This window comes from Flectobacillus major DSM 103 (assembly GCF_000427405.1).
In the GTDB taxonomy this organism is placed as follows: Bacteria; Bacteroidota; Bacteroidia; order Cytophagales; family Spirosomataceae; genus Flectobacillus; species Flectobacillus major.
Genome location: NZ_KE386491.1, coordinates 1,122,267 through 1,136,699, shown reverse-complemented (window position 1 = coordinate 1,136,699; position 14,433 = coordinate 1,122,267). Strand labels below are relative to the sequence as shown.

Below are 14,433 nucleotides of genomic sequence, written 5' to 3'. Positions count from 1 at the left end.
TAAATGAACAAAATAAAGGTCTTTTTGCTAAGTATCTACAAAACGCCTGCATTGAGCATTGCATTGTGGGCATTTAATAGGGATTTATAGGCATAAATAACAATAAATTATCGAATATAATATTTTGATGGATAGATTAAACAAACAAGCTTTTATTTACTCTAATTTTTGAGGTAAGAGCATACCTAAAATAGTCGTAATTATGGCTATAAAAAACTGGAAATCAAGCTATTTCATACTATTTACGACACTATTTGTGTAATTTTTTTCTTAGAATAGTTATATTACTGTTTTTTGCGTAAAATATTAAAAAATATATCTGCTAATAGACTATACATAATATTGAGGTTATAATACATTTTGAGGTATATTTTTTTATACACAAACCAAGAAAATATATAAACTGATTGAGAAAACAATTAATATATGGAAGGAATTGTGCAATTTTGAGTTTTAAAGTATGTTACTTATTTCAGTTGATAAAAATATAACTAACAAGCCAAGATTTTTTGTGAGAAATGCGTAAGAAATTTAAGAATGCTGCCAACTATTCAGATGTTGTTTTGATTGGGGCAGGTGTCATGAGTGCCACTTTAGGTATGCTTTTGAAAGAATTGCAACCAGACCTAAAAATTACAATTTTTGAACGTTTAGACTTAATTGCAGGCGAAAGTTCTGAAGCATGGAATAATGCAGGAACTGGACACGCGGCGTTATGCGAACTCAACTACACCCCGCAAAAGCCCGATGGTAGCGTTGACGGTTCAAAGGCACTAAAAATTTATGATTCCTTTCAGGTTTCACGTCAGTTTTGGGCATATTTGGTTGAAAATAACATCTTATCTCCTGATGACTTTATTCAATCTGTGCCACACATGAGCTTTGTTCATGGCGAAGCAAACGTTGCTTATCTCAAAAAACGCCATGAGGTTTTGACTCAGTATCATGTTTTTAAAGACATGAGTTATACCGAAAATCCAGAAGAAATCAAAAACTGGATTCCTTTGGTTATGGAAGGTAGAGATAGCAATGAGCCTGTTGCTGCAACTTACACCGACGCTGGTACGGATGTAAATTTTGGTAATCTTACTCGTATGCTTTTCAACCACTTGAAATCGCTTGATAACGTAAAAATCAGACTTAGACACGAAGTTACCGACCTCAAACAATTGGAAGACGGCAACTGGTGTATTACGCTTGATAACCTCGCTACTAAAAAGAGAAATAAGAAAAAGATTTATACAAGTTTTGTGTTTGTTGGTGCTGGTGGTGGTGCTTTACCATTACTTGAAAAATCAAATATCGAAGAAGGAAAAGGTTTTGGGGGCTTCCCTGTAAGTGGGCAGTGGCTCAAGTGTAACAACCCTGATATTATTGAGCGTCACAATGCCAAGGTATATGGTAAAGCTGCCGTTGGAGCACCCCCAATGTCGGTACCACACCTCGACTCTCGTATGATTGATGGCAAAAAAGAGCTTCTTTTTGGCCCTTATGCAGGATTTACTACTCGCTTCTTGAAAGAGGGTTCGTTGCTCGACCTTCCTGCTTCTATCAAATTTAGCAATATCATTCCTATGGTTCAGGCTGGTATTCATAATTTTGACCTTACTAAATACCTAATAGAACAAGTTATTCAATCGCCAGAAGATAGATTAGAGGCTTTGAAAGAATACTTCCCTAATGCTTCTATGGCCGACTGGGAACTACTGGTAGCAGGACAACGTGTACAGGTTATCAAAAAAGACCCCGAAGAAGGTGGTGTATTAGAATTTGGTACTGAAATCGTAGCCGCATCCGATGGCTCTATTGCAGCTTTGTTGGGTGCTTCGCCTGGTGCTTCTACAGCTGTTGATATTATGCTACAATTGCTTCAACGTTGTTTCAAAGAAGAGTTTGAAAGTGAAGAATGGCAAGCAAAAATTAAAACCATGATTCCATCTTTCGGACAATCGTTGGTTCAAAATCAAGCGTTGTTCCAACAACTTAACGCATGGACTAATGATGTTTTGGGCTTACAATCTGCTCAAATTGCATAAAAGTACTAGATTAAGTCAATTTATTGCTTATATTTACGAAAACCCAAAAAACCTTGTAAGTCAGCAAGACTTACAAGGTTTTTTTTGAGTTAATGAGTACCCAAGAACAACAATTTGAACTACTTATTGAAGGCATTTTAGCCAATGGCTATGCAGTATGCGATAATTTTTTGACTTCAAATGAGGTACTATTACTCCTCAATGCATTTTCAGCCCGTTATGAGGCTGGAAGCTTCAAAGAAGCTGGAATTGGTAAACAAAGCGAAGTACACAAATCTTCGCTGATTAGAGGAGACGAAATTCTTTGGCTAGAAAACTCTACACAGGATTCGGCCGAAAGAGTTCTTCTACAGCATAACCAAGCTTTTATCAATTATCTTAACCAAACTTGTTATTTGGGCATCAAAAGTTCGGAAGTACATTTTGCTAAATATGCTACAGGCAAGTTTTACCGCCGCCATAGAGACTCCTTCCAAGCCCAAAAAGGACGTATTTTATCAGTGATTTATTACCTCAATACCGATTGGATTCCAGAACATGGCGGAAACCTTGTTATTTATACCCAACAAAATGGTATGGAAGAGTCTATTTCTATTGCTCCACTAGCAGGCCGTATGGTTTGCTTTGAGAGCGACAAACTCGACCACGAGGTTACCCAAACTCATGCTGAGCGTTTAAGCATTACAGGGTGGTTTCTAAACCATAGTTAAGATTCCTATTATTCATTTATTTTCCCCAACAATCAACAACATGGCCAAAAGTCAAGATGCAAAAAAAACGGACAAGAAAGAACCGTTAAAAACGCCCAAAGAAAAAAAAGCAGAGAAAAAAGAAAAGAAAGCTAATAAGAAGGATTATTAGTGGACAAAATCATCAAAATGTGTGACTCATTTTGGGGTTATCAATAGTAAAGGCCAAAAAAAAAGCGAAACTTTCGTTTCGCTTTTAGGCGTACCCAGAGCCGGAGTCGAACCGGCATGCCAATGAAGGCACAGGTGTTTGAGACCAGCGCGTCTACCAATTCCGCCATCTGGGCATTTGCACTACAAAATCTTTCTTGTGATTTACTTGAACGCTTTTGTTCGTGTTTCGTGATGCAAAAGTAGTGCTTTTATTTCTATTTCACAAATCAGTTTTCAAAATTCCTTGCTAAAATCTTTTATTGTTATGCTAATAACAGTTCTAAAACAAGCTGTTTTTTTAACAAATGGCTTGTTTTTACAACTTAGGTTCTATCCATAACGCAGTAAGAATGAGTACAATAATGATATACCAAGCCCATTCTGGTGGGGTGTACCAAAGGGTATTATTATTTTTTTCAAAAACTGTATTTTTTTTCAAGAAATTTCCCTCCAAATACGGTTGTAGACGTTTTGACAGCCCAATCGAGCCCTCTTGTTCTTCTACATATACCGACAAGGTATCCTGAAAAGTTTGCCACCCCCCTATTCTAAAGATATAATCTCCTCTTGACGACATAGGATTAATAGCCGACCCAATACTTGGAATTGTATCTTTGGCAAGTTTCAAGGTTTTTGTCCCGTTTTGAGCAGTATTGATTTGTAATCTTTGAGGTACATCCCTAAAAATAGGAGCTTCAATAATAATGTTTCGAGACGACGCAGGAAGTAAGGCTTGTAAAGTACTTTGCCAAATATTAAAATATGTCAGACTGTCGCCACTCAATATCATTGGGAAGGTTTCGTTGAGCAAACTAACACCTACTTTCCCCGCTTTTTTCTGAATAGCTACAGGATAATCTACCACTTTTTTTTGCCAAATACTTGGTTCAAAATCATAAGGATGAGCCGTTAAATCGCCCGCAATAACCCTATTTTCTTGGTTAGAGGTTCTCTTCAAACGCCATTTTGTAGCAAGGTTTTGATTAATATTTTTTATACCCGTTTCTGGTTCGTCAAAGTTGATAAACAAAATACTTTTACCATCGTTCAAGGCTTTTTTTACCAAAGCATTGCCTGCATTTGACGCATCAGTAATAACAATATCTGGCTCAAATTTGCCTACTTTATTTATCGAAACTGTATTTTGGGTATTTTTGGCTACAGTCGTAATCGTTTGTACTTGATTGCCATTACGACCCAACCAATCGGCAAGTGTTTTACTTTCAAAATCGGGATTACTCAATACAAATAGAATATTATATGCCTGATTTTTAAGAGAATAATACGATATTGGCTGTAAAAAAGTATCGTCTAAAAATAAATCAAGGGAAGTTTGCCCAATCGAAAATGCAGGAAATCGCAGTGTAAAATTAGAAAAACCTTTAGGTAATGACAGGCTATCCACTACTTGATTGGCATATTTCAACCGTATTATTTGAGGTGCCGACAAATTTATTTTCCCCGAAACTTCTTGTATTTCGCCTTTTCTAACGACAGCATTCCAGCGAATATCCTGCAACTCGCCTTGTCTGAAATAAGGAATCCAATGCACAGGCAAGTGGCTGAGTTTACTGATAATTTCGGGTTGGGCATCTTGCCCTAACAAATAAACACTACCAAGCTGAGTAGTAAAAGTGGGGTTTTCGAGAACCTTTTTATTAAATGCTTTTTGCGAAAACGTTTCGCCTATTTTGAGGCTATCTTTCACTTTTTTGATAACTTCGGCACCAATACCATTGCTCACAAGCAAAACCCGATTGGTATCGGCCGACTGCTGCCAAGTTGGATTTAGAAAAAGCATAGCAATACTTAGCCAAAGCAAAATATTCAAGCCTATTTTGAGACCAAATCTTGACTGTGTGTTGGCTTTGTTTTGCCAAAGTGCTAATACCTGAATGGCCAGTAATAGCAGCAGGCCAGCCACAACCAACCCATCCCATACCGAAAATGACGCTAAAATATCTGTTATATGAAGTTGTAATATCATGTATTAAAAGTTTTTCCAAAAGGCTTTTTCTAGTTTCTTTTCGCCTAAATAGGATTGATTATTAGCACTTTTCTTGTTGGGAAGCGTTTTGCCAATAAGTTGGTATAATTTTGTTTGAAGCGAAGCCTGTTCTTGTTTTGAAAGATTTTTATCATTGATAATTTTTTGTAAAGCATTCAAAATTGACCAGTTCGACAAACCGCTATTGATAATTTTGCTACTTAGTAAAGTGCCTAATGCTAATACTTTTTGCTTTTGAGCTCCATTCAGTTTAGCATTGGTATTGTTGACAATCCCCAAGACCTCCTCAATCAGCGTGAGTACTTGTTGTTGAGAATAGTTTTTATCAAAGCTAAAACTGTTGTTGAACTTAGTTAATTCGCCCGTCAGACGTTTTTCTTTTTCTTTGATTGGAGGCGGGTCAAAGCTTGTTTTTTTCACAAAAGTTCTGGCCTTTTGTTGGGCAGACTTTAGGTATTCCAATGCTTTTTTCTCAAAAGGAATAGCTTTTTCAGGCTCGTACAAGCGTAAGTGTAGCTCAGACTGCCACATTTGTTCTAAAGCCATTTTCAACAAACTTCTTGTTGATTGCTCATAAAACGTATTGGCTTCGCCATCGTCGTGCGAATGCACATAATCAGCTAATAGGCTAGCCAGAGGGTCTTTATTTTCGTTGGTAGCATTATTGCCTCCGTGCGAATGATTGTGTTCTTCTTCATGTTTTTCGCCAGCCTCGTGGTCGTGTTCACCTTCGTCATGAGCGTGTCTAAATCCTTTCAAGATGTCGCCACCACCCTCCGACTCGCTTGGCAAGGCATTGGCACTGCCAATAGAATTTTCAAATTCTTCGCCCAAATACTGCCCATAGCGTAAACGAAGAGCTTTTTGGTCAAAACCAATTTCGTTGGAAGTACTATTAAAATCTTTGACAGAGAGTTTTTTACGTTTAGCAATCAGCTTTTCGGTATCAATAATAATTTGTCGCTGACTTCTAAAATACTCAGGCATGATATTCATCGCCATTGTGGCCAAATCGGCTTCTTCGGCCTGTGTGGTGTCTTTGTAAACAATAAAATAGGTATCTGATTTGGTATAATTAGGAGTTGGTCGCTTATTGTCAAATGCAGCCCAATAGTAATACAACTCATCGCCAGGCGTAAAATTAAAGGCTTTTAAGTCTATATTTTTGGTAACTGTTGTTTCTTTAAAATTGGTTTGAGAAATAGGTAATTTAACCTCTCTAAATTTCACATTTTCGCCCGAACCTCTTGCCAAGGTAGCTACAATAAAGGCCTGACTTACCAAAAAATCGTCGGATAATTTGGCCGAAATCTGAATATTCTTGGGGTCTTTTAGCAAATGAAATTTGTATAACTCCTTAGAAGTAGGCTCTATTTTGGGTGCAAGGTCTGGCACAGCTTCTAAACGATAATAGTCGGACTGATAAATCAATGAATCTTTCCAATATGCCTTAAAAGCGTATAATCCAGAGTTGAGTAGCTCGTCGGTATATTCAAACACTCCTCCTACTTGTCTAAATGGCAGTTCTCCTCCTCGGTTGTTTACTAACTTTACGGACAAACCTTGATTTCCCGAAAACTTCAATTGCCATTTTAGTACCGAACCATTAATAGCCGAAACGTTCATGTTTTGGGTATTGGTTACAGTCAATGCGGTATATGCAGGCGGGCTAACCTTCAAACTTGCCGACTCAAAAGCAGGTATACGTTCTTTTGCTTCACTTGGCACAGTACCTTTGCTAAGTGAACCCTCTGCCTGTGGTTGCGACACACTGCTGCTATTGGGCCAACTTATATACAAACCCACAGAAGCCAATAACGCAACGATATAGACACCCAAAGAGGGCGTAATAACCCAAGGCATACGATAATCGGCATGAGCCAAAAGGCGTTCTAGTTGAAGCTGTTCAGCCAAATTGGGCGATTCGGTATTCAACAGTTCCAAACTGTATTCGGTATTGCCAAGTTTTTGGTGTACCAATTGAACCGCTTCCTTTTTTTTAGGACGAAAAAGCTGTGTCCAAAAGGCTGCTCCAGCAAAACCCACAAGAGCAAAAATGATAGCCCCGATGGTTGACTTTGTAAGAAGTAATGTCAGAAAAAAAAGAGAACCTGCAATAGCCAAGCTCCTCACCAACGCAATGAGATATAGCTGAAGGTTAACTTTTGCAATAATTTGTTTGAGTTGATTCATGTATTTTTATAAATAGCAATCCAACGTTCAAGACTTAGCAGTAAGATAAAAACCAACAATAAGACTTTAGGAAATCCACTATTGATAGCTTTTTTAGGATACGTTTGTGTTTTGAACAAGGTATTGAGCTGTTGATGACTAAGTGAATTACTGGTATTTTGAAGACCAAAATGTTCAATGATTTTTTCGCCGAGATATTCTGGCAACTGCCCATTAAAAACCATTTCTGAGGTTTGGGGTAATAGCTTTGTTGGTATTGCCAAAACATCATGGTGTTCTGGTAATGGCCTCTGGTGGTCGGTATCGGTATAAATATACCATGTATTCTTGCTTGGGTTTGCTATTGTTTTATCAGCAAATACCATGTCGTACAACGTATTAGGCATATTTTGCTCTGTTATATCAAAGGCTATTTGATATACGTTTGTTAGGGCATTGAGGGCTGCTTTGATACTCTGTTTTTCTACAGTATTGGTATTCAATAATAAAACTTTCAACGCCCCCGTATGAGCTATTGGTGCATTGTCAAGGGTTTCGGTACTTACTTTTAGCTGGTTATTGGCATCGACCAATACCTTTTTGCCATCGGCAAGGGCTAGCACAGCGTTCTTATTTTTTTGTGTTGAATCGGTAAGTGAATGTAGCTCAAAATGAGTAGGCACATAAATATGAGGTAATTTAGCCAAGGCACTGCTATTGACAAAATACAGCTCAACTTCTTCATTATCAATTACATTCGACACTTTATTCAAGCTACTCTGTAAAATATTGGCATCGAAATCCTGCTGAGTAGGCAAAGTGCCAATAGCCTGAATAGGCTCTAATGAGGCATTTAGCCAATAGCACTTTTCCTTTTTTTTCAGGGCATTTTCTATTTCAAACTTAAAGTTATCGACAATCAGGGCATTAGGCTGTACCAAATGTATTTTGGCAGGAGTATCACTTTTTTGCCAAAAGCTTACTAGAGGCTTTGCTAAATAAAAAGCCAATATCAACAACAAAATACATCTCAATAGCAATAATACCCAATTGTCTAATCGGAGTCCTCGGGCTTGTTGAAGGTTTTTCTCAATCAACCAGCTAGTAGCTGCCCAAGCAATAATCTTTCCTTTTTTTTGATGCCAAAAGTGTATAACAATGGGTATCGAAATAGCCAAAGCACCCCATAGCATCAAAGGATTTAGTAATTCTAGCATTTTTTACATTTAAAAATTTGGTCGTTAGAAAATCCGAAAACCTGTTGGTACTACCCTATTGCCTAGTTTTCGTACAAACATGGGTTAGCCTTTTCTTTTTTTCAAGGACTCGCTAATGACATTAGCGATAGGTTCGCTCAGGCTGTTCCTTAGCAAATACACATACGGAATCCGTAACTCTTCTTCTATATTTTTGAGGTAAGAAGCTGCATTTTTTTGCACTTCGTTCTTAATACTTTCGGCCTGAAGTTCTACTTCTTTACCTGTTTCTAAATCTTTGAAGCGATAAAAGCCTTTTAAATCGAATTGTAATTCTTGCTGACCTAATAGTTGAAAGATAAATACCTCTCGGTGTGGATTGGCCAAATGTTTAATAAAATTGAGCCATTCGTTGTTTATCTGTAGCAGGTCGGAGGCGAAAAAAACAATTTCTTTTTGTTTTTGCTGAAATTCAGGAAATTTGGGACTAGCATTCTGCCATTCGCCACTAGCTTCGGCTTTTTCGAGGGTATACAAAATACGTTGAAAAGACTGCTTTCCCGATGCTACCAACGTTTGTAAAGAACCATTTTGAAGGCCATACAGGCTCATCATGTCCCCTTGCCGATAGCCCAAATAGGCCAATGAAGCTAACAATATCTTACAATATTGTAGGCGACTGGTATTGCCCTCGGCATAATTCATTGACCCCGACAAATCTAAGATAAAGCGGATATGGTAATTACTTTCGGTAGACGACTCTCGTACTAAGTGTTTTTGAGTTCTGGCATATAGCTTCCAGTCAATACGTTTGGGGTCGTCGCCAATTTCATAATGTCGATATTGCTCAAATTCAATACCATACCCAAAGCGTTTACTATGATGTACCCCCAACATAAGCTGCTCGCTAACCAGTCGGCTAGCCAATTGCAGATTATTGAGCTTTACTAATTCACTTGATAATAAGGGCATATCTTATTTATATTTTGAGAGCTTCGATTGTTATATTTACTCGTTTTTAAGAATGAGTTATATAACACATTTTATATCAATCATATATATTCACTATTTTAGTACGGCTGTGAACGAATGATTGAAAAATTTTGGATGTTGGTTATTGGGTTTCGGATTTATGAGTTTTTTTTCTTTTCTAAGTAAATCATAAAATCACTTTGACGATAATCTTCAATCCGATAGCATCTAAACTTTTGTACAAGTATCGAAACGAGTATTTATTTCAACAAATTCTTAATTACATCGTCGGTAGTAATACCCTCGGCATCGGCTCTAAAGTTAAGAGCAATACGATGTCTTAGAATAGGGAAAGCAAGAGCTTCGATGTCTTCGGGCAATACCGAAAAGCGTTCATTCAATACCGCTCTAGCTTTAGCACAAAGCACCAAGGCCTGTCCTGCACGAGGGCCTGCCCCCCAGTCGCACCACTCTTTAACAAAGCTCGATGTAGTAGTAGCAGGACGAGTAGAGCGTACAATATGATTAATTTTGACAATCAACTCCTCGCTAATATGTACCTGACGAGTAAGTTTTTGCAAATCAATAATATCGTTATCGGTCATGATAGTTTGCAAATCTTGTTTAGCTACCCCTGTAGTACTTTTCAACACTTGTAACTCTTCGGTTTCGGACGGATACCCAAGACGGATATACAGCAAAAATCGGTCGAGTTGAGCTTCGGGTAATGGATAAGTACCTGCCTGCTCAATAGGGTTTTGGGTTGCAATAATCAAGAAAGGCTTAGGCAAGTCGTAGTTAGTACCAGCATAAGTTACTTTGTATTCCTGCATTGCCTCAAGCAAAGCTGCTTGAGTTTTGGGCGGAGTACGGTTGATTTCATCGGCCAAAACGATATTGGCAAAAATAGGGCCTTTATTAAATTTGAAGAATTTCTTACCAGTTTCGTGGTCTTCTTCCAAAATTTCGGTACCTACAATATCGCCAGGCATCAAATCGGGAGTAAACTGCACCCTTTTAAACTTCATTTCGAGGGCTTCAGAGATAGTTTTAACCATCAAGGTTTTGGCTAGCCCTGGTACACCTTCCAGCAAACAGTGTCCTCCAGCCAAAAGAGCAATCAATATTTCGTCGATGGCTTCCTCTTGGCCAACAATTACCTTGGCTATTTCTTTTTTGAGCAATGGCAACTTTGCCACTAATGTTTTATAATATGTAAGTTCCTTCGTTTCCAATGTCTAAACAGTTAATGCGTAATGAATAATATTTACGCCAAATTTTGTATTATCCTCAGCCAGCCAACGCTTGTTTCTGAAGTCGTAGTCCCACTCACAGCCATAATCTTTATTGCTATACAACACCCCAATTCGGCCATTGATAATGATAGCTTTGAGGTAATCATGCACGAGGTCGTCGCCCCAGCCATTGAGTTCAAAGCTGGTAGTTGGTGGCCCCTCAAAATGAAAGAAGCAATTGTAAATAGGGTGATTATTGGGGATTTTTTGCAGTGCTTTTGCCCCAAAAGTTCTGGCCATTTCTTGTTCAAATGACTTGGCAAAAAGGCCATCTATATCGTGATTACAATCATCAACAAACACAAAACCTCCATTTTCTACATATTTTCTGAAATTATCTCGCTCTTTTGCAGAAAACTCGACTAATTTATGTCCGCTCAAATAGCAAAAAGGACTTTTGAAAAGTTCGTTGCTACTCAACAATACTACTTTTTCTTTTTCATCGATGGGTATAGTAGTATATTCCACAAGCGAATTAAGAATATTGGAGGGCATTCGCTGGTCGGTATCCCAATCGCCAGAAGTATATTGTATTCGGGTAAAAGTAAAAGGTTTCATATTTTTAATGCTATAAGCTACTGACTGTAAGCTTTTTGGTTGAAAAGCAATAGGCAAACAGGTATTATATATTTGACAACAGAGGCACAAAATGTTGTCGAGATATGATAGAATAATGCTATTCAAGATTGTACTAATCTTTGTTACATATCAATTACGTTGTGCCTCTGTGCCGATTTGCCTAGAGTCTACAGCTTCCTATACCGCATCAGAAAGCGACGAGAAAGTAAATTCTCTGATTTTCATTGGCGGTACCATATAATTTCGGTTTGATTCGGTACTTACTACACGTTCGGTTTTGCCCAGCATTTCTAGGTTGTTAAGCATAATAATTGGGCTTTCGTTGAATCGGAAATTTTTGATTGGATATTTAATTTTTCCATCTTCAATATAAAAAGTACCATCACGAGTAAGACCTGTTTGTAACAAAGTTTGCGGGTCGACAGGGCGGATATACCAAAGTTTAGTGACCAAAATACCTCTTTTGGTACTTTTAATCATTTCTTCCAATGAGGCTGTTCCCCCCGTCATAATTACGTTATTAGGAAACGGAATAGGCTTTACACCTTTTTCTTTTGCCCAAAAACGAGAATATGCAAGGCTTTTGACCACACCATTTTCTATCCACATTCTTTTGTCTAGGGCTTGGCCATCGCCAGCCCAAGGAGAAGCTGGCAATTCGGGATAAGCTGGGTCAGAGAAGATAGTAACTCTTTCGTCTACAATTTTTTCTCCTAGCTTTGTTTTGCCTCCTTGCTTACTAAAGAACGAACGTCCTTCGTCGGCACTACGGGCATCAAGAGCAAAATAGATACTCTCTAATAATACAGCGGCAGCCGTTGGCTCAAGAATCACGGTATACTTACCAGGTTCAAGAGCCTTTGCTCCTTTTGAACCGATAGATTTTTGAATAGCAATTTTGGTAGCGGCAGCAGTATCGAGCTTATTGAAATCGCTATAACCTTTGGCTACATAACCCGAACCAGTGCCGTCTTCGGTACGAACCGTCAACGAAAAGTTAACACTTGTATCTTTATAATAGGCAAAAAGCCCTTTTGAATTCATCATAGCTGAATAGCCCTTTTGGTCTTCTAAGAAGCCTGCGGCTACCAACTTTTGTTCACGAGACAATACCAAACTTTTATAAACAGCCTCGGCACGTTTGTCGGGATTGACACTGGCCGTTGACTCAAAATAGCCGTTAGACTGAATATATTGTTGAGGTTCTAATACGCTCATATATTCAGGGTTTTCGGGAGCAAGTCTTGCTAATTCTTCTGAGCGACGCACTACTTTTTCTAAAGAAGCATCATCAAATTCATCGACTGTAGCAACGCCTACTTTTTTGCCAAATGCCGATTGTACACTTAGGTTTTGGTTGGTTAAAGCCCCACTTGTAGATACCTCGTTACGAGCGTAACGGATATTGCCACGAATATCACCCGAAATATTGACTTCGCATTCGTCGGCTTTTGAATAGCTCAATACCTTTTTTAATAAGGCTTTAGCTTCACTTTCTGTTAGTATTACTGACATAGTTGATTCGAGATTAAAGGGTTGTACGCTTGATGTGCCATAGCTACTCAATAGCTACAGCCCAAAGCCTATTGCTTTTACACCTTACGGGCAGTATTAATTACGTTAACGCCATTAAAACGAGCCGTAGAACTACCATGAGAAACGGCACTTGACTGTGAAGGTTGGCCTTTTCCATCGAAGAAAGAGCCACCCAAACGGTAGTCACGTTCGTCACAAACCTTTACGCAAGAATTCCAAAACTCTTGTGTATTAGATTGATAAGCCACGTCTTTGAGCATTCCTACAATTTTTCCATCTTTAATCTCATAATACAATTGTCCCCCAAATTGGAAGTTATAGCGTTGTTGGTCAATTGAAAATGAGCCGTCGCCAACAATATAAATTCCTTTTTTAACATCTTTAATCATGTCATCTACCGACAAACGTTCTTTGCCTGGAGCAAGCGAAACGTTGGCCATACGCTGAAACTGTACCGACGACCAGCTGTCGGCATAGCAGCAGCCATGCGATTCTTTTTCACCAATAATATGTACTTGGTCACGAATAGCCTGATAATTAACCAGTGTTCCATCTTTTACCAAGTCCCATTGCTTAGTTTTGACCCCTTCGTCGTCCCAGCCTACAGCACCTAGCGAACCTACTTGTGTTTTATCGGCAAAAAGGTTTACTTCTTTGCTACCATAGTTAAAGTTTTTGCTTTGCCATTTATCGAGTGTGGCAAAAGACGTTCCAGCGAAGTTGGCTTCATACCCCAGCACACGGTCAAGCTCAAGGGGGTGTCCTACCGACTCATGAATAGTAAGCCACAAGTGAGAAGGGTCAAGTACAAGGTCGTATTTACCCGCCTCAACCGATTTGGCAGTAAGCTTTTCTTTGGCTTGTTTTGAGGCAGCAATAATATCTTCGAGCATATCATACCCTTTGTTGTAGCGAGTGGTAATACCCGTTACTTTATCTTGAGGGTTGGTTTGAAGATATTCGTAACCCATGCCCATCGGAGCACTCAATGTACGGCGAGTTTCAAACTTACCTGTTTTGGGGTCAATAGCTGTTACGTTGAAAATTGGCCAGATACGGTGAACATCTTGGTCGATATACGAGCCATCGGACGAGGCAAAATATTTTTGCTCGTTTACCATAAACATCACAGAGTTGACATAATTAGCTCCATTTTTGAGAGCAGCATCATTGACACCGAGCAACAGGTCTACTTTTTCTTGAATGGGTACTTCAAAGGCATTTTTTTGGATTGGAGCTTTCCAACTTACCTCACCGTATCCTTTTTGCGGAGCCAACTGTACAGGTTGGGTCATCAAACGGGCATTGGCTTTGGCAATAGCAACGGCTTCTTCGGCAGCGCGGGCAGTATCAGCTTCGGTTTTGGCATCGACCACCGCCGCAAAACCCCAACAGCCATTGGCAATTACACGAACACCCACACCATACGATTCGGTATTGATGATATTCTGTACTTTGTTTTCGCGTGTTACCACAAACTGATTCAAATACCGGCCTATACGTACATCGGTATAAGTAGCACCTTTTGCCTTAGCTGCATTAAGGGCGGCATCGGCCAATCGCTTTTTTACAGCAACATCTACGCCTCCTTCTAAAAGAGCTTCGGGAGAAACAGGCCTTCCGACAATCGGAATGTTGGGTAGCATCATAGCTCCCATACCCAAACCTGACAATTGAATAAAATCTCTTCTTTTCAAGGTTTTTTTAGTTTATTATTGATAATTAGAAAATGTTTTT

General features: G+C 38.8%; 10 protein-coding genes and 1 tRNA gene. 2 read left to right on the top strand and 9 right to left on the bottom strand.

Features of this window, described 5'->3' with window-relative positions; genetic code table 11:
- Positions 1–518 precede the first annotated feature (518 nt).
- Together FLEMA_RS0106550 and FLEMA_RS67730 are read left to right on the top strand one after the other, a co-directional pair.
- Positions 519–2,036, top strand: a complete 1,518-nt coding sequence (locus FLEMA_RS0106550) for a malate:quinone oxidoreductase (RefSeq protein ID WP_026994772.1) — start codon at positions 519–521, stop codon at positions 2,034–2,036.
- A 92-nt stretch (positions 2,037–2,128) separates the two neighbouring features.
- Positions 2,129–2,746, top strand: coding sequence for a 2OG-Fe(II) oxygenase (locus FLEMA_RS67730; protein WP_044170996.1), 618 nt, complete (start codon positions 2,129–2,131; stop codon positions 2,744–2,746).
- A 242-nt stretch (positions 2,747–2,988) separates the two neighbouring features.
- On the opposite strand, the gene FLEMA_RS0106530 is transcribed toward FLEMA_RS67730, so the two are convergent.
- The 9 genes from FLEMA_RS0106530 to FLEMA_RS0106490 form a co-directional block, all read right to left on the bottom strand.
- A tRNA-Leu gene (locus FLEMA_RS0106530) sits at positions 2,989–3,072 on the bottom strand.
- Between the two features lie 182 nt (positions 3,073–3,254).
- On the bottom strand, positions 3,255–4,925 hold the full coding sequence (locus tag FLEMA_RS0106525; protein ID WP_026994771.1) for a hypothetical protein: 1,671 nt from the start codon (positions 4,923–4,925) through the stop codon (positions 3,255–3,257).
- Between the two features lie 3 nt (positions 4,926–4,928).
- On the bottom strand, positions 4,929–7,139 hold the full coding sequence (locus tag FLEMA_RS0106520; RefSeq protein ID WP_026994770.1) for a hypothetical protein: 2,211 nt from the start codon (positions 7,137–7,139) through the stop codon (positions 4,929–4,931).
- Positions 7,136–8,335, bottom strand: a complete 1,200-nt coding sequence (locus FLEMA_RS0106515; protein ID WP_026994769.1) for a BatA domain-containing protein — start codon at positions 8,333–8,335, stop codon at positions 7,136–7,138. Before FLEMA_RS0106515 ends, FLEMA_RS0106520 begins: the two co-directional genes overlap by 4 nt.
- A gap of 84 nt (positions 8,336–8,419) precedes the next feature.
- Complete coding sequence (locus FLEMA_RS0106510; RefSeq protein WP_026994768.1) at positions 8,420–9,286, bottom strand: DUF58 domain-containing protein; 867 nt, start codon at positions 9,284–9,286, stop codon at positions 8,420–8,422.
- A 260-nt stretch (positions 9,287–9,546) separates the two neighbouring features.
- A complete protein-coding gene (locus FLEMA_RS0106505; RefSeq protein WP_026994767.1) occupies positions 9,547–10,521 on the bottom strand; it encodes an AAA family ATPase in 975 nt (324 codons plus the stop codon).
- A gap of 3 nt (positions 10,522–10,524) precedes the next feature.
- Positions 10,525–11,139 (bottom strand): DUF4159 domain-containing protein, encoded by a 615-nt coding sequence (locus tag FLEMA_RS0106500; protein WP_026994766.1) that lies wholly within the window; start codon positions 11,137–11,139, stop codon positions 10,525–10,527.
- Positions 11,140–11,337: 198 nt separating this feature from the next.
- A complete protein-coding gene (locus FLEMA_RS0106495) occupies positions 11,338–12,675 on the bottom strand; it encodes a TldD/PmbA family protein (RefSeq protein ID WP_026994765.1) in 1,338 nt (445 codons plus the stop codon).
- A gap of 77 nt (positions 12,676–12,752) precedes the next feature.
- Positions 12,753–14,393 (bottom strand): TldD/PmbA family protein, encoded by a 1,641-nt coding sequence (locus FLEMA_RS0106490; protein ID WP_026994764.1) that lies wholly within the window; start codon positions 14,391–14,393, stop codon positions 12,753–12,755.
- Positions 14,394–14,433 lie beyond the last annotated feature (40 nt).

Coding starts and splice junctions, on each gene's coding strand:
- FLEMA_RS0106520 (WP_026994770.1), bottom strand. CDS start 7,139: ATGAATCAACTCAAACAAATTATTGCAAAAGTTAACCTTCAGCTATAT.
- FLEMA_RS0106525 (WP_026994771.1), bottom strand. CDS start 4,925: ATGATATTACAACTTCATATAACAGATATTTTAGCGTCATTTTCGGTA.
- FLEMA_RS0106515 (WP_026994769.1), bottom strand. CDS start 8,335: ATGCTAGAATTACTAAATCCTTTGATGCTATGGGGTGCTTTGGCTATT.
- FLEMA_RS0106500 (WP_026994766.1), bottom strand. CDS start 11,139: ATGAAACCTTTTACTTTTACCCGAATACAATATACTTCTGGCGATTGG.
- FLEMA_RS0106495 (WP_026994765.1), bottom strand. CDS start 12,675: ATGTCAGTAATACTAACAGAAAGTGAAGCTAAAGCCTTATTAAAAAAG.
- FLEMA_RS0106550 (WP_026994772.1), top strand. CDS start 519: ATGCGTAAGAAATTTAAGAATGCTGCCAACTATTCAGATGTTGTTTTG.
- FLEMA_RS67730 (WP_044170996.1), top strand. CDS start 2,129: ATGAGTACCCAAGAACAACAATTTGAACTACTTATTGAAGGCATTTTA.
- FLEMA_RS0106510 (WP_026994768.1), bottom strand. CDS start 9,286: ATGCCCTTATTATCAAGTGAATTAGTAAAGCTCAATAATCTGCAATTG.